The 16,446-nt window shown below is 52.2% G+C and carries 16 protein-coding genes; 4 read left to right on the forward strand and 12 right to left on the reverse strand.

What is annotated here, in order from left to right; translation table 11 throughout:
* Positions 1–101: 101 nt before the first annotated feature.
* From HMPREF9161_RS01780 to HMPREF9161_RS01795, 4 genes are all read left to right on the forward strand, one after another.
* On the forward strand, positions 102–1,343 hold the full coding sequence (locus tag HMPREF9161_RS01780; RefSeq protein ID WP_009727963.1) for an aminotransferase class I/II-fold pyridoxal phosphate-dependent enzyme: 1,242 nt from the start codon (positions 102–104) through the stop codon (positions 1,341–1,343).
* 143 nt (positions 1,344–1,486) lie between these two features.
* Positions 1,487–1,912 (forward strand): 50S ribosomal protein L13, encoded by a 426-nt coding sequence (gene rplM / locus HMPREF9161_RS01785; protein ID WP_232213531.1) that lies wholly within the window; start codon positions 1,487–1,489, stop codon positions 1,910–1,912.
* Positions 1,913–1,939: 27 nt separating this feature from the next.
* On the forward strand, positions 1,940–2,332 hold the full coding sequence (gene rpsI, locus HMPREF9161_RS01790) for a 30S ribosomal protein S9 (protein WP_009727965.1): 393 nt from the start codon (positions 1,940–1,942) through the stop codon (positions 2,330–2,332).
* 126 nt (positions 2,333–2,458) lie between these two features.
* The gene (locus HMPREF9161_RS01795) at positions 2,459–2,902 is read left to right on the forward strand and encodes an Rrf2 family transcriptional regulator (protein ID WP_009727966.1); all 444 of its coding nucleotides are present in this window, start codon (positions 2,459–2,461) and stop codon (positions 2,900–2,902) included.
* A 37-nt stretch (positions 2,903–2,939) separates the two neighbouring features.
* Here HMPREF9161_RS01795 and HMPREF9161_RS01800 read toward each other — a convergent pair whose 3' ends face one another.
* From HMPREF9161_RS01800 to HMPREF9161_RS01855, 12 genes are all read right to left on the reverse strand, one after another.
* Positions 2,940–4,229 carry a DUF445 family protein gene (locus HMPREF9161_RS01800; RefSeq protein WP_009727967.1) on the reverse strand — a complete coding sequence of 430 codons (1,290 nt, stop codon included), beginning with the start codon at positions 4,227–4,229 and terminating at the stop codon, positions 2,940–2,942.
* Complete coding sequence (locus tag HMPREF9161_RS01805; protein WP_009727968.1) at positions 4,226–5,455, reverse strand: DUF445 domain-containing protein; 1,230 nt, start codon at positions 5,453–5,455, stop codon at positions 4,226–4,228. Before HMPREF9161_RS01805 ends, HMPREF9161_RS01800 begins: the two co-directional genes overlap by 4 nt.
* A 22-nt stretch (positions 5,456–5,477) precedes the next feature.
* On the reverse strand, positions 5,478–6,362 hold the full coding sequence (gene galU, locus HMPREF9161_RS01810) for a UTP--glucose-1-phosphate uridylyltransferase GalU (RefSeq protein WP_009727969.1): 885 nt from the start codon (positions 6,360–6,362) through the stop codon (positions 5,478–5,480).
* 78 nt (positions 6,363–6,440) lie between these two features.
* Complete coding sequence (locus HMPREF9161_RS01815) at positions 6,441–7,508, reverse strand: tartrate dehydrogenase (protein ID WP_009727970.1); 1,068 nt, start codon at positions 7,506–7,508, stop codon at positions 6,441–6,443.
* 48 nt (positions 7,509–7,556) lie between these two features.
* Positions 7,557–8,744, reverse strand: coding sequence for a hypothetical protein (locus tag HMPREF9161_RS01820; RefSeq protein ID WP_009727971.1), 1,188 nt, complete (start codon positions 8,742–8,744; stop codon positions 7,557–7,559).
* Positions 8,745–8,787: 43 nt separating this feature from the next.
* Positions 8,788–9,444, reverse strand: a complete 657-nt coding sequence (locus HMPREF9161_RS01825) for a hypothetical protein (RefSeq protein ID WP_009727972.1) — start codon at positions 9,442–9,444, stop codon at positions 8,788–8,790.
* Positions 9,441–9,932: a CinA family protein gene (locus HMPREF9161_RS01830; protein ID WP_009727973.1), complete on the reverse strand. Its 492-nt coding sequence runs from the start codon at positions 9,930–9,932 to the stop codon at positions 9,441–9,443. Before HMPREF9161_RS01830 ends, HMPREF9161_RS01825 begins: the two co-directional genes overlap by 4 nt.
* On the reverse strand, positions 9,932–11,260 hold the full coding sequence (gene rimO, locus HMPREF9161_RS01835; protein ID WP_009727974.1) for a 30S ribosomal protein S12 methylthiotransferase RimO: 1,329 nt from the start codon (positions 11,258–11,260) through the stop codon (positions 9,932–9,934). Before rimO ends, HMPREF9161_RS01830 begins: the two co-directional genes overlap by 1 nt.
* A gap of 27 nt (positions 11,261–11,287) precedes the next feature.
* Entirely contained in the window at positions 11,288–12,337 is a 1,050-nt protein-coding gene (locus tag HMPREF9161_RS01840; protein WP_037348538.1) for an ABC transporter substrate-binding protein, read from the reverse strand.
* A gap of 148 nt (positions 12,338–12,485) precedes the next feature.
* A complete protein-coding gene (locus HMPREF9161_RS01845; protein ID WP_037348539.1) occupies positions 12,486–13,427 on the reverse strand; it encodes a transketolase family protein in 942 nt (313 codons plus the stop codon).
* Between the two features lie 2 nt (positions 13,428–13,429).
* Positions 13,430–14,284, reverse strand: coding sequence for a transketolase (locus tag HMPREF9161_RS01850; protein WP_009727977.1), 855 nt, complete (start codon positions 14,282–14,284; stop codon positions 13,430–13,432).
* Between the two features lie 154 nt (positions 14,285–14,438).
* Positions 14,439–16,127 (reverse strand): ribonuclease J, encoded by a 1,689-nt coding sequence (locus tag HMPREF9161_RS01855; RefSeq protein ID WP_009727978.1) that lies wholly within the window; start codon positions 16,125–16,127, stop codon positions 14,439–14,441.
* Between the last annotated feature and the right edge of the window lie 319 nt (positions 16,128–16,446).

Raw genomic sequence — 16,446 nt, forward strand, 5'->3', positions numbered from 1 at the left:
ATCGGATGAAGAATACTTGTATACACCCTTTGATTGCGTGGACACCGTACCCATAAAGCGCTATGATTTCCTGGGTCGTATAAAAAGGAGAGTGTATTGAAATGGCATTTCAAATGGCGGCATCCCATGCAGCTTCAAAGAGATTAAAGGATGCGATTTTCGGTGCAAGCGCCGCATGTCGCGCAGCGAGTGAAAAATACGGCGAGGATCGCGTCACAAATGCAACGATCGGCGCGGTCATGGACGATATGGGAAAGCTGGCGCATCTGCCGACCGTAGAAAGGATCTTCCGCTCCCTCCCCATCGAAGATTATATTGCCTATGCTCCGATCGCTGGTCTTCCTTCCTATCTCGATGCGGTCATCGATATTACATTTGCCGGAAATCGCCCGGACGGGTATCTCGGTGCCATCGCCTCTGCCGGCGGTACGGGTGCATTACGTTTGGCCGTCGCCAACTATGTGGAACGCGGCGACAAGGTTCTCACCTCCGATTGGTTTTGGGGAACCTACGGTGTCATCTGTCAGGAGATCGGCTGCTCCATTACGAATTTCCGGCTGTTCGATGCGCATAACAACTTCAATCATGAAGCCTTTGCCGCCTCGGTAGACGAACTGCTGCGCGTACAGGAAAGCCTCCTCGTCATCCTGAATACCCCCGCGCATAATCCGACGGGATACAGTCTCTCGGCATCCGATTGGGATCATGTGCTGAACGTCGTGAAGAAATATGCTTCGGCAGGGAGAAAGATCCAATTGCTGGTCGATATCGCTTACATTGACTTTGCCGGAGAAAAAATCGCAGCGCGGGCATTCATGCAGAAATTCACAGGGCTCTCCGAGAACATTCTCGTTTTGTTCGCATTCTCCATGTCCAAAGCGTATACGTTCTACGGACAGCGCTGCGGTGCGCTCATCGCCCTCTCCTCGAATCAATCCGTTGTCGAAGAGTTCGGCGAAATTACGAAATACTCCGCCCGCGCGACGTGGTCGAATATCAACCGCGGTGCGATGACGCTTTTGACACGCATTGAGCAGAACAAGAGCGCGTACGCCTCTTATGAAACGGAACGCGCCGCGCTCTACCGTCTCGTACAAGAGCGCGGCGATATCTTCATGCGGGAAGCGGCGGCATGCGGTCTCTCCGCCCTCCCGTACAAAGGCGGTTTCTTCCTTGCCGTTCCCTCACACGATCCGCAGACGGTCTGCGATCTTCTTCATGAGGACCTTATCTTCGCGGTGCCGCTTAAAATGGGCGTACGAATCGCGGCATGTTCCGTTCCTAAGAAGAAAATGCACGGTGTTGCGGAAAAAGTAAAGCGTGCAATGGATAAAATTTCTTGACATTGTATTCAAAATTTCATAGAATAGCGACGTGTGATATTTTTCATGTATCCATTAGCCCCGGAGGCGTGAGTGTATATCGCATCAATTCATAACGAAAATACTCTTACTCTCTAGGGGGGAATTACGTGAAAACCACGGTTATGGCAAAAGCCACCGATATTGAGCGCAAGTGGTACGTTGTAGATGCCGAGAATCAGACGGTCGGGCGCCTCGCGGCGGAGATTGCGAAAGTTCTTCGCGGTAAGAATAAGCCCATTTACACACCGCATGTCGATACCGGCGATTATGTCATTGTTATCAATGCTGAGAAAGTAAAGTTCACGGGAAAGAAGCTGACGGGAAAGACCTACTTCCGTCACTCCGGCTATCAAGGCGGCACGACCTTTACAACCGCCGAAGAAATGCTCCGGCGCTTCCCCACCCGCGTTATTGAGCATGCCGTCAAGGGCATGCTGCCGAAGAACAGCCTCGGTGCTCAGATGTTCCGTAAGCTGAACGTCTATGTCGGTTCCGAACACCCCCATGCGGCGCAGAAGCCGGAACCGCTGGCGTTTGACATTCGCTGAGTTTCGTAAAAAGGAGGAATCTGTTCAATGGCACAAGTTACTTACTACGGCACGGGACGACGCAAGACCTCGGTCGCCCGCGTTCGTCTCGTTCCCGGCGACGGCAAAGTGACGATCAACGGTCGCGATATGGCGGAATACTTCGGGCTTAAAACGCTCGAGTTGATTGTTCGTCAACCGCTCAATCTGACCGAAACGGTTGACAAATACGATGTCATTGCCAATGTTGCGGGCGGCGGCGCATCCGGTCAGGCAGGTGCGATTCGTCACGGCATCACGCGCGCCCTTATCGAGATGGACGCGGAGCTTCGTCCCGCACTGAAGAAGGCAGGTTTTGTTACACGTGACCCGCGCGAGAAGGAACGCCGCAAGTACGGTCTCAAGAAAGCGCGCAAGGCTTCCCAGTTCTCGAAGCGTTAATGCCGGATGGTACAAATGCAAAAATCCCCTCTTCTGCAGAGAAGAAGGGATTTTTTATTGACATTTCCGCAATATTAACATATTATATATATAGAAAAAATATGCTTTTGAAAAGAGGCCCTCGTTATGAAGATTTCTGCAAAAGGACGGTACGGCATCGCCGCAATGGTTTTTCTTGCCCGCAACTACGATGCCTCGTCTCCTATCACCATCATTAGCATCTCCGAGCATCTCGGCATCTCCAAAATATACCTGGAACAGGTCTTCTCGTTGCTCAAGCGGAGCCGACTCGTCAATTCCATCAAAGGGTCGCAGGGCGGCTATCAGCTCTCTCGGCATCCGCGCGAGATTACCGCATACGATATTCTCTCCTCCATTGAAATCTCCTTGATTGAAAAGGCAGGCCCTGCGACGGAAAGAATGGAAACGCTCAACCGCATGCTCTCGCGCCGTGTCTTTTCCGTATTGGATCAGAGTATCTTAGACACACTGCGTGCAATCACTTTGGAAGATCTTCTCACTGCGTTGAACAGCGAAGAGACGGACGAAACTCTAATGTACTTTATTTAAGCTAGAAGTAAAAAGCCGCTGAAAATTCAGCGGCTTTTTACATAATGACACGCGTACAGATGAAGATGATTCCACCGATACATCCGCCGATTAGCGACCCGTTCACGCGAATCCAGAGGAAATCTTCTTCCACCTTATCGTAAATCAACCGATTCAATTCGTCATCCGTGAGACGAGAGAGAACGTTCCCAACGACAATTCCGACGAGCGTCTGTGCGTGCAGCGCCGATCGAGCAAGTAGGTCATACAAGACCTTGGCAATGATCTTTTGAAGTTCCGGACGCTCTTCTACGAGAGAGCGCATATGATCGTATTCTACATGAATAATCCTGCGCAGATGCGTATAGAGTTCCGGCATATGTTCCTCGATGGAATTCACATGCCGTTCACGATCCCGTTCAAAATGCTTCCGCATCTCATCAAAGAGGCGGACTAACGTCTCCTCTATTGGAAGTTCACCGGCCATGCGTTCCTGTAGTTCACGTGTAAGCGATAGAATTTCATCATCTCTGCGCAGATTCAGAAGATATGACCGGCATAAAGAAAGCACCTGTTCCTGTAAAGGGGAGCCGTCTGTTCCCAATTCATCCAACGCCGCACATATGTGGCGCTGAATGAGATCCGTCCCCTCGTTCAGATTGACCGTATTCGTCATCTCAAGAAGACGAGACAGAAAGCCCCCGCCGATTTTCTCATACTCTATCCGGCCAAGCGAATCATGAATCGAATGCCATGTTTCCTCGGCGGCAGCCTCCTTCTTCAGGAATCCAGCCAGCTTGACGAAAGCTTTTCGATCCCATGAGTTTGTATGGAATACATCGACCAGCCGATCTATAAGCCCCGCGGCGTCCTCCTGTAAGACAATCTCCTTCATACGCATAGACAGATACGATATCATCTTTCCGTTATTCCTGCGGAGCAATGAACCGCGAAGAAAATGCATAACTGTATTTGTCGTCTGTTCCTTTGTCTCGCTTCTATGCAGATAGGTCTGCAGGAGAGGAACCAGATGCATTTTTTCAATATGATTAAAAATCTTACGCCGTGAAAAGAATTCCTTCTGCACCATGATTGTGACGGCATGGATAAAACCATCTCTGCGACGCGGCAGGATAGCCGTGTGATAAGGAAAACCAAGCGGTTTCCGAAAGAGCGCCGTTACGGCAAACCAGTCCGCCGCGCCGCCGACAAGCGCGGCTTCTCCGATTGCTAGGACTCCCTCGGCCCATATCGCCATAGGAAATAACAAATGCAGATAGAGCGCCGTGAGAAAAAGAAGAAAGGAAAGAATCAACGCTCTATCCGCGTTGTTGATCGGGCCTATCATAAGCCCCACATCCTTTCCGCAAGCGTTACAAGAAGTGAAAGTCCTATGCCGACGATAGCCCCGACAACGGCACCGTTGATGCGGATCATTTGCAGATCAGTACGGATTTTTCGTTCAAGGAACGCAATCAACTCATCGTCAGACTTTTGGTTGAGATAATCTCGGACAAAGACTGCCACTAGTTCATGGTGTTTCTCTATTTCTGCAGAAATAAGATCCTTAACCCAGCGATCCGCGCGGCTCTGCCAAGCTGCAGAATGAACGAAACGGTCAACTTTATCGTTGAGGAGTTCCTTGACGTAGGGAAGCCAAAACGGATGATTCCCCTGGATTCTTGTATCGATAAAGTTTGCAATTATTGCTTCAAGATCAATATTTTGAACGAGACGAATCTTATAGTGATACAAGATATCCCGCAATGAGGAATCGGCGCTTATGCCGGAAATAAATGCGCCGAACGCTTCCACTCCGTCGATGTGCCGCCGATTCTCGGGATCCAATGCGGTTTGCAAAATCTCATCCGCGCGCGTTGTGAACCACGAAGCAATCGTCTCATCGTCAAAAAAAGACAAAACGAAGGCGCGAATCATTCCGTCACGCTCATACTCCGTGCGTATCGAGGCGATATTCTCACGCAGAAGTTCCTGAAACGCCTGAGTCTGTAAGATGCGATGTCCCATACGTATTAGGAGGTTGAAGATACGCTCCGCGTGAGGATACTCTGCAAGGACGGATAGGAATTCAACAAAACTGTCCTCTAACGGCAGATCATGAAGCGCCCGTACGATATAGGGCGTCAGTTCCCGGGCAATATGACGACTATCCACATCCGAAGCAATATGCCCCAGGATCTCAACTGCCGCATTGACAAGACGCTCGCGGCCCCCTCGATGTTCCAGATATTCCATAAGGAGCGTTCCGATCTGTTCCCGCTCCACAACCTGCATAATGTTGTCCCGGCTTAAAAGGTCGTCGGAAGAAAACGATACCAGCGCGTCCATGATGCGTGTGCGATTTCGTCGCAAGATATCCGTCCGATGCGATATACCAAGAGGCCGTCCAAAAATAGCCTTGACCGCGAACCAATCCGCAAGTCCGCCGATTGTTGCGGCTAGGAATCCGTGATGCACGGTCGTCAACAAAAAGCTGTTCCCCTGACCTGCGGTCCCTATGGCGCCGAGCACACTAAACGCGAGTGCAAGATTTGCTTGATTTTCCTTTTGCACGGGAATTCGCCTCTCATCTCATTCAGAGTGTCGGTATGAGGGATTTGAGATAATCGCGGAACGACGCGCCGAGATCCGGACGGCGCAGCGCGAACTCTACCGTCGCCTGTAAAAATCCCAATTTATCCCCGAGATCATAGCGCTTGCCTTCGAAATCATAGGCATAGACCGCCTCAAGCTGTGCCAAAACCTTAAGCGCATCGGTCAGCTGAATCTCCCCCCCCTTCCCCGGTGTCGTATCGCTAAGGATATCAAATATCTCGGGTCGAATAATATAACGGCCAAGAACGGCCATTCGGCTCGGCGCTTCTTCAAGCGACGGTTTCTCGACCATATCGGAGACGCGCATTAAGCGTTTGTCTTCCGTAATATTCCCCGCGACGATACCATAGGAGGACACCTGCTCATCCGGCACAACCTGACAACCGAGTACGGAGCCTCCTGTCTTCTCATAGACATCCATGAGCTGACGCAGGGCGGATCGCTGCGGATGATAGACCACATCGTCGCCGAGTAGGACGGCGAAAGACTCATTCCCCACAAAACTCTTTGCACACAGAATGGCATCTCCAAGCCCGCGCATATATTTTTGCCGCACATAATGTACGTTCACATCCGTCGTTTCCCGAACGATATCTAAGAGTTCCCGTTTTCCCTTGCGTTCCAGTTCCTGTTCGAGCGCCGGCGCGGAATCGAAATGATCCTCAATAGCGCGCTTTCCATGACCGCTGATGATTAGGATATCCTCGATTCCGCTGGAGAGTGCCTCCTCAATAATGTATTGGATCGTCGGCTTATCCACAATGGGGAGCATCTCCTTTGGCGTCGCCTTCGTCGCGGGGAGGAACCGCGTTCCATAGCCCGCTGCGGGAATCACTGCCTTTCGTATGGGATGTCTGTTCTGCATACTTTTTGCTCCTGCCGTCATGATGTAAATAGAGCGCGAGGTTTTAATCCCTCGCGCCTTTTTCTTTGCAAAATTCCTTTATGCGCGTGCCAGGATCTCCAGCACGGCTGCGCCAATATCGGACGTGTGCGCCGTTCCGCCAAGATCCGATGTCACCATCCTGTGTTCTGTGAGTAGGATTTCAATCGCCGAGAGAATCCGCTCTCCCCAAAGAGGTTCGCCGAAGAAGTCCAACATTTGACTCACCGACCAGATCGCAGCGAGCGGGTTTACAAGTCCTTGTCCCGCAATATCCGGAGCACTCCCGTGAATCGGCTCAAACATCGATGGGAACTGGCGTTCCGGGTTGAGATTGGCTCCTGCGGCAAGACCCATCCCCCCCGTGATTGCAGCGCCGAGATCCGTTAGGATATCGCCGAAGAGATTGCTTGTGACGACAACCTCAAAACGCTTTGGATCTTTGACAAAGAACATACTCGCCGCATCGACGAGAAGTGTCTGCGTTTCCACATCGGGATATTCTTTACCGATCTCTGCAAAGATCCGGTCCCAAAATACCATAGAATAGCGCAGGGCATTCCCTTTGGAAATCGATGTCAAAGTCCTTTTTTCCCGCCGCGCCAACTCATAGGCATAGCGAATGACGCGTTCACAGCCGTAACGAGAGAATACACCCGTTTGGAGTATCGTTTCCCGCTCTGTGTCGGGATAAAGATGTGCGCCGACATTCGCGTATTCTCCTTCGGTGTTCTCCCGCACGACAATCATATCGATATCCCCGGGCTCTGTACCGGCAAGAGGACACGGCGCACCTCTAAGCAGCTTGACCGGACGCAGATTGATATACTGATCGAATCCTCTGCGAATACGCAGCAGCAGATCTCCCAGCGATACATGGTCCGGCACGCCGGGATATCCGACGGCGCCGAGATAAACCGCATCGAATATGCGAAGTGTATCCAGTCCGTCCGCAGGCATCATTTCTCCGGTTTTCAAATAATATTCGCAGCCCCAAGGAAAGTCCTCAAATGTTACGGTAAAATTCCCATCCATTTGCGCGATACCGGAGAATACTTTCTTGCCCTCCGCGATAACCTCAGGCCCTATGCCGTCGCCCGCAATTACCGCAACGTTAAAGCGTTTCATCTCGTACGCTCCTTGTAAAGCGATATGACATCAAAAATACGGCGAAGCTTAAAACGAATCCGCAACCGTTTTAATCAGCAAAGCTTGCTGTTGACGCGGAAGACCGCTCCGATGCAACGCTCGTCCAAATCCGATAAGGAAGTCGATTTTCTGCAGACACGTAAGAGTTGTGTTCTCACGGAGTACATGCGTAAGCGCACGCATCCCTCCAACAGTCGGATCTTTTTTCAGTTGAATTTCCATTGCAAGTTGTCCGGCGAGGATATGGCGGCGTACTTCATCCGAAATCCCGTTCAATCCCTCATCGGGAGGATATGCGCCGGGATCCGAATGAAATTCCGGAACCCCCTCCGGGCGAATTGAATGTTCCGGCACGGGCTGTATCGTTTTCACAGGCGCATGAACCGCACTCTGGGGAGAAACGCTCAACGTGTCGAATTGATCCGGCCGCTTCGCGGGAGCCGGCGCGTCGGCCGGCGCCGTCAAAGAAAACGCTTCACGAGGAAGCCGAGGGGAGGCGGCGGGGCGCTGCAGACTTTGCTCCGCATCAAATACTTTGTTTTCTGTCGGAGTCCCCATCTGCCGCTCTGACGCAGTATGCTGCGTCATCGGCGGTGCGGGCGGCTGAATACTTTTTACCGACTCCGCTGCCGGTAATGCCGGCTGTTGGTTCTGAGACGGCTGCATCCCCATATCCGGCGGCGCCGGTACGGGAGGGGGGGGCGGCATCACGCGCGGCTGTTCATTCTGAGGCACAACCTGTACGTGCGGAAGTCCCTCTCCCCGGATATTATTGGTCTTTCCAACCAACTGCTCCGGCTCGCGCCCCTCTTTCTCCGCCCGACGCTCTTCACGCTTCACATCCGCGGCAGTTATGATCACAGGCTTCGCCTTCTGAGCCGCAAGCGTAAACGCCGGACTCTCGTTGCGCGCCGCGATGCGCGCATCTACATTATCCCAATGAAGCGGCGCCAAACGCTGCGGCGCCGCAGATTCTGCCGATTTCTTTACAGGGGCAGCCGCAGGCTTCTTCTGCTCGGAAATAGAAGCTGAATAACTGTCCTCTGCCGCGGCCTCTTCGACATTTGGCTGTTGCGCGTGATCCGTTACCAGCCGGTTTGAGCGAAACAACTCCTGCGAATCCACGGTACCCGACGTAGCCGCTGATGCCGTAGCGGAAGAGAGCGCCATAAGCACCGCCGCCGTGAGCATCGTTTTCTTCGACGAACCCTTCATTTGGAATCTTCTCCTTTATTCTTCTTCTCTATCCTCGACATTTTTATTTAGATGCGAGCGTCCGTGCGCCTGCGATAAACTCGGATACCGCATCGGCACGAAGCGCCGGGTTATCGATCAGCTCCAATCCGTACCGCTCTCCCTTCGTACCGCGGAAAAACAACACCGCCATTTGATTATCCGCCGTTGCCGTTGCATCGACGACACCGTCTCCATCCTCGTCAATTTCAATTTCTTTCGCCGTCATAGCGAATATGGCCTTATTCTTCTCCGTTAAATTGACAAGCATGATACCCTCATATCCGTTGCTCCCCATAATACCGCTAAGAAGCTTTGTTGCCTCGTCAGGATTGATGGTATTGAGATTGGGTACGGACATATCGGAAAATGCGTCGATGAGTACGACCCATGCGTGTTTGATGTTATATTCCTCATTCTCAAAAATGAGGATTTCACCCTTACGATTTTCAAAAAGCGCCTCGGCGGGAATCACACCGACCGGCGCTTTCGGGCACATGATGCTATAGTCGTACGCCTTGCTTTCGTACCGGTACGTGAGTGTCGGTTGTTTCTGCGTTGCATCTTTAGCGGCGAGCTGCGTTACGGACTCGGACACATTTGTCGGCTCTGCGTGGGCAGACCCAAACAGCAGCAGCGATACGCCCGCGGCCATTATCCAATTCTTCGTCAATTTTGTCATTCTATACTCCTTATCATATCTTCGATCATCATGATCGCTCGCTGCACTGCCGCGGTCTTATTCTCCGTACGTGTTCCTGAAAAATAATTCGCCGTAACAATTGTACGTTCCTGCAGTGCGACCGCAATATATACCAATCCGACAGGCTTCCCATCCGTCCCTCCGCCGGGGCCTGCGATTCCTGTGATACCGACGCCGATATCCGTACCGATTAAGGATCGGATCCCCGCCGCCATCTCATGAGCAACGATCTCGGAGACGGCTCCATATGAGGCAAGACTTTCCTCCGATACGCCCACAATACGAGACTTTATATCATTCGCATAAGATACCACGCTGCCGATGAGATAGGATGAACTGCCGGGCACATCCGTCAATACGCTGGTAAGTAACCCTCCGGTACAGGATTCTGCACAGGAAATCGTGAGATTCTTCTCGCTGAGCAATTTGCCGATATCTCGGGCACATTTTTCAACTTCTCGGTTCATCAGCCGACCTTCTCCCCGACGATATCGTAAGTAAATCCTTGCAGCAGGCGAACCCGAACAATATCGCCGACGCTGCTTTCTGCATCTCCCTCTATGTAAATTTGCCCGTCAACTTCAGGCGCCTCACGGTACGAACGTCCGACGGCAATCCCCTGCTGTTCGGCATCACGTCCTTCAATGAGAACATCGATTTCTTTATTTTCCAGCGAGATATTGATCTCCTCTGAAATCTTGCTCTGCAAGCTCATCAAATCGTGATAACGTTCCTGCATGACTTCTTCGGACACTTTCTGCGGCATCACCGCCGCCGGTGTATCTTCCTCTTCGGAATAAGTGAAGATGCCGACCTTATCGAAGCGCTGCGTCTCTACAAAGTCACGCAGGGCTTGATAATGTGCGTTCGTTTCACCCGGAAAACCGACGATGAACGTGGAACGAATAGTGACCCCCGGGATACGATCGCGCAGTTTTTTTAGCAGCTGCTCAATCCCCTGACGCGTATCAGGCCGGTTCATCGAGCGGAGCACCGCATCATGTGCATGCTGGAGAGGAAGATCGACATATTTGACCACCTTCGGCTCAGTTGCAAAAACCTCGATCAATTCGTCGCTGAAGTATTTCGGATAACTATAGAGGACACGAATCCAGGATATTTTTTCAATTCTTGCAAGCTTGCGCAATAACTCGGCAAGCATGGGTTTATGATAGACATCCAATCCATAGTTTGCACTGTCTTGTGCAATCAACACAAGCTCCCGCACGCCGCTCTCCGCCAGTTCTCGCGCCTCCGACACAATGTCCTCCATCGCGCGGCTGCGGAATCCGCCGCGGATGAGCGGGATCGCACAGAATGCGCAGCGATGGTCGCAGCCCTCCGCGATTTTTACATAGGCGGTATAGTTCGGCGTCGTCCGCAGACGCGGTGTGTTGGCGTCATAAATGGTATCGTCCTCGCCCGCAATCACGAGCCGACGCCCCTTCAGCGTCTCCTCAACGACCTCCATAATGCGGCTCCACGCGCCCGTTCCAATGATCGCATTTGCCTCCGGGATCTCGTCGAGCAACTGCTGTCCATAGCGCTGCCCGAGACAGCCCGCGACAATAAGGCTGCGGCAACGGCCCGTTTCCTTATAATCCGCCATCCCAAGGACTGTCGTAATGGACTCTTCCTTTGCCGACCGGATAAACGCGCACGTGTTGACAATCAGGATATCCGCCTCTGCCGGCTCGTTCGTGATTTCGATCCCATGCTCCCGCATGATGCCGAGCATGACTTCCGTATCTACCAGATTCTTCGCACAGCCGAGACTGATAAAACCTGCTTTCACTGACAAAACTCCTCCGTTTTCACCGATTTATTCCCCGTTGAGCCGTACTTGTTTCACCCAGCGATCCAGTAGTTTTCCCTTTTCTTCCTTGGTAAAATACGGACGACTTTTGAAAATAGCGACGTTTTTCCCTGCAAACAACTGATAGGACAGCGTCGCCGGATTCGTCGTCAAGAAATAGAAGCTGTGCTGTGTTAAAGCAATCTGGGCCTCATCCGTCAGCAGCCAGTCTGCAAACTGTTCCGCCGCATGGACATCTCGATCCTCCGCACGAAAGGCTACCCCCGTACCAAAGACCACGGCGGACGTACCGTCGGTCGGATAGAGAACGCGGATGGGATAATCGTCGCGGACATAACGCAGCGTCTCGCTCAAAACGGCAATGGAGAGGTCTACTTCCCCCATCCCCGCCTGGCGCACAGGCGTATGCAGATATCTCGAATACTGTATGATTTTCGGCTGGATACTGCGCCATATATCGAAGGCCTGTTGTTCGCCATATTCTGCAATCATGCTGTAGAGTAGATTAGAAGCCGCATCCGCCGCCATAAAATCTGTGGTTCCAATGCGGATATCGCGCTGCTGTATAAGTCTCTGCCAAGAATTCGGCAAATCTAGATGGGTACGAAGATAGTCCTGATTCACGGCAAAGACCATCGGATCATACCATACGCCTGTCCAATAGCCGCTCTCGTGCCGAAAAGACTCCGCCACCTGATCGATTTTTTCGGATACATAGGGCACTAAATAACCCGCGGCCGCTGCACGGTCCAGCGTCTCCCGTTCCGCTAATACGAGGGAGATTTTTCCATTTTCCGTGCTCTGTGCCTGTTCCTTCAGGCGCTTCAATATCTGTTCGGAATCCAACTGAATAAAATTTACTCTGACGCCATATTCTGTTTCATACGCCTCGGACAGCGCCAATGCCGCTTCTGTCGGAAGAGAGGTATACGCCGTAATTTCTCTCATGGAACGGCGTTCCGCTCCACGTGAATGCGATGATAGATATACCGACACAAGAGCAATAAGCGTCGCGAGGAAAATCGTCGTCATGACAAGGAGCGAATCTCGCCTCATGTAAAATTCTCTTGCGCTCACGATACTCACCCGTTTACATTATAAACAATTCGGTCCCAATATACAAGTCGGCATTCATGAGACGCTTGAATCACAACAAAAAAAACGATGTCTTTGCGTCCTGCAAAAACATCGTCATAACGATATTTCATTCTTTGAACAGCATCCTTGACCGCTCCGTAATATGCTCTGCCGTCAGCCCAAACTGCTTAAGAAGTTCTGCGGCAGGACCCGAATGTCCAAACTCGTCGTTCACCCCGATGCGGTGCACGGGGACGGGACAGTGTTCGGCAGCCGCCGTACAGACCGCCTCTCCAAGGCCGCCGATGATGTTATGCTCTTCGACGGTGACGATCTTCCCGCATTCGCGTGCCGCCTTGATGACAAGCGCCTCATCGAGCGGCTTAATCGTCGCCATATTGATCACGCGTGCCTTGATGCCTTCGGCAGCAAGACGTTTGCCGGCTTCGATCGCCTCCGGAACCAGGATGCCCGTGGCGATGATCGCAATATCCGTTCCTTCCTGCAGGACCTCCCCCTTGCCAATTTTGAAAGCAAACGATTCGTCATGATACACCGGCGTTGCGGCACGCCCGAAACGAATGTAGACGGGGCCTTCCGTTTCATAAGCCGCGTGAACCATCTTGCGCGCCTCGACGTCGTCTGACGGGCACATGACGGTCATGCCCGGAATGGTGCGCATAAGTCCGAAATCCTCACAGCACTGATGCGATGCGCCGTCCTCGCCCACCGAAATACCGCCGTGTGTGGCACAGATTTTTACATTCAGATGAGGATATCCGATCGTGTTGCGTACCTGCTCGTAGGCACGCCCCGCCGCGAACATCGCGAAGGTGGAGACAAACGGCACGAGGTCCATCGTGGAAAGCCCTGCGCCGACGTCGACCATGTTGCACTCGGCAATGCCGCAGTTAAAATGCCGTTCGGGAAACGCCTTTTTGAACGTCCCGCTCTTCGTCGCCCCCGCAAGATCCGCATCAAGCACAACGATATCTCTGTGTTTTTGTCCGAGTTCAACGAGTGCATTGCCGTAGCTGTCGCGCGTTGCGATTTTCTTTATGTCCGCCATCGTCATGCCTCCTCCTCGATGCGCTTCCGAATTGCGGAGAGTTCTTGCAGTCCCTTGGCAAGCTCCTCGTCGTTCGGCGCCTTGCCATGCCATGCGGCATTGTTCTCCATAAAGGAAATATCCTTCCCTTTTATTGTCCGTAGCAGAATCACGGTCGGTTTCCCGCTGCCATGGTTTTTATGGAAGGTGCGGAATGCGCCCTCGAGGGCATCGTAATCGTGCCCGTCAATCGTTAATACATGGCAGCCGAATGCCTCGAACTTCTTGTCAATCGGCGCGGTATTCATCACGTCTTTCGTCGCGCCGTCGATCTGGAGCCCGTTGACGTCTACGGCCAGGCAGAGATTATCGAGACCGTAATGCGCGGAGAACATCGTCGCTTCCCACACCTGTCCCTCCGCCAGTTCGCCGTCGCCGAGGAGCGCATAGACGTTAATGTCCCGACCAAGATACTTTGCGCCTTTTGCCATGCCCGCCGCCGCCGAGATCCCCTGCCCGAGCGATCCCGTAGACATATCGACGCCCGGCGTGAGATTCATATTCGGATGTCCCTGCAGACGCGATCCGATATGACGGAGCGTCAAAAGCTCGTCCACAGGAAAGAATCCGCGATTTGCGAGCGTCGCGTAGAGCCCCGGCGCAACGTGTCCTTTTGAAAGGACGAACCGATCGCGCTTCGGATCCTTCGGGTTCTTCGGATCGACGCGCAGTTCCTTGTTATACAGATATGTAAAATACTCTGTTGATGAGAGCGACCCGCCGGGATGCCCGCTCTTTGCCGCATGTGTGCCGCGCAGAATGCCTTCGCGGACCTTTACCGCGAACAGGCGCAGATCTTTCTTTTCAGTTGGCGTCATAAAACTCCTCCTCCGTCAAGAATAACAGCACAATGTATTTACACTCGATTTTATCGCTTTTTACAGGCGGATGCAAGATATGAAATTGATACAATATCCGTCGTTTTTTTACAAAAAGAAAAACCGCCTCATCTGAGAGACGGTTTTCCTCCTCTTAAACTTCGATGATGATTGGAAGAATCATGGGACGACGGCGGGTCTTATCGAAGAGATAGCGGCTGAGCGCATCGCGGATATTGGATTTGATCGCCGACCACTCGCGCACGTTCTCATCCTCGCAGCGGTCAAGCGCCTGCTGCACGCGTGCGCGCGCTTCGTCCATCAGGGCCTCCGATTCGCGCACATAGACGAATCCACGCGAAACGATATCGGGACCGGAGACGACGCGGTTGGACTGTCGATCCATCGCTACCACGATAATGAGAATACCGTCCTCGGAAAGCTGACGGCGGTCCCGCAGGACAATATTTCCGACGTCGCCGACGCCGAGGCCGTCCACCATGACCATACCTGCCTGCACGCGTCCGACAACTTGACCTTTTTCCTTCGTAAATTCGAGAATCTGACCGTTCTCGCTGATGAATATATTTTCCTTCGGCATACCGAGTTCACGCGCCAGTTCCGCATGCTGCACGAGATGATGATACTCGCCGTGTACCGGCATGAAGAACTTCGGACGTACAAGATTGTGCATCAGCTTGAGTTCCTCTCGGCTGCCGTGTCCCGATACATGGATGCCCTTATCGCGCCCGTAGATCACGTTTGCACCGAGCTTCATGAGATTGTCGACGGTCTTAGAGACGAGCTTTTCATTGCCCGGAATCGGCGTCGCCGAGATGATGACCGTATCGCCCGGGACGATCGTGATCTTGCGGTGTTCCGATATCGACATGCGCGAGAGCGCGGACATCGGTTCGCCTTGACTGCCTGTCGTGACAACGACGATCTGATCGGGACGGAAATTGTTGACCTCGTCGATGCTGATAATCGTCCCTTCCGGCGCAGTAAGATAACCCAGTTCGAGTGAAATTCCTACGACATTTTCCATGCTGCGGCCAAGTACGGCAACACGCCGCTTGTATTTGACCGCGGTATCGATGACTTGCTGAATACGGTGGACATTTGACGAGAAGGTTGCGACGATGATGCGCCCACGCACATTGTGAAACGCCTTGTCAAACGCGGCCCCGACCGTCCGTTCGCTCGCCGTATGCCCCTCGCGTTCCGCATTCGTACTGTCCGCAAGGAGCAGCAGAACCCCCTTGTTGCCAAGGTCGGAGAATCGGCGGAAATCCGTCATCTGCCCGTCCACAGGGGTATAGTCCAGCTTGAAATCGCCCGTATGGACGATCATGCCGACCGGCGTCTTAATCGAAAGTCCGACCGCATCGGGAATAGAATGATTGACGCGAATAAAGCCCACGCTGAAGCAGCCGATATTGATGATATCCCCTGCCATCACCGAATGCAGATTGCTCGAATCCACACCGTTTTCCTTTAGGCGTCCTTCCAGAATGCCGAGCGTCAGCCGCGTTCCGTAGACGGGCGCCGGAATCTGCTTCATTACGTACGGCAGCGCGCCGATGTGATCCTCGTGTCCGTGCGTGAGGACAATCGCCTTGACTTTATCCTTGTTCTCGATCAGATAGGTAATGTCCGGAATGACGAGATCGATCCCGAGCATATCCTCTTCCGGAAACATCAGTCCGGAGTCGATAACAATGATCTCATCATCCACACGGATAGCGGTCATATTCTTTCCGATCTCACCGAGACCGCCGAGCGGTATGATTTGTACCTTCTGTACATTTTTCCCATGACTGCCATTATGATTCAACGACAAAAAAAGCACCTCCAAAATATGGGATTTCCGTTCATATTATCCCATGAATTAAAATTATACAATTGCATGCATCGATCATAAAATCAAAATTCGTCCGCACAAAAAAGACAGCGACAAGTTAAATATTTCCACCATTTGTCGCCACAGATGGGAGAAAGCCCGTTCCTTACTGCTACGAAAAAAGACGTCCGCATAGCAGCAAATAAAACCGACAGATAAAATAATCCGATCCATTCACTTAGTTATTATTTTACCATTACGATACCGACATTGCAAATAAAATTTATAAAAGGCATGTCCCTGATCGGGACATGCCTTT

The organism is Selenomonas sp. F0473 (genome assembly GCF_000315545.1).
Taxonomy (GTDB): domain Bacteria; phylum Bacillota; class Negativicutes; order Selenomonadales; family Selenomonadaceae; genus Centipeda.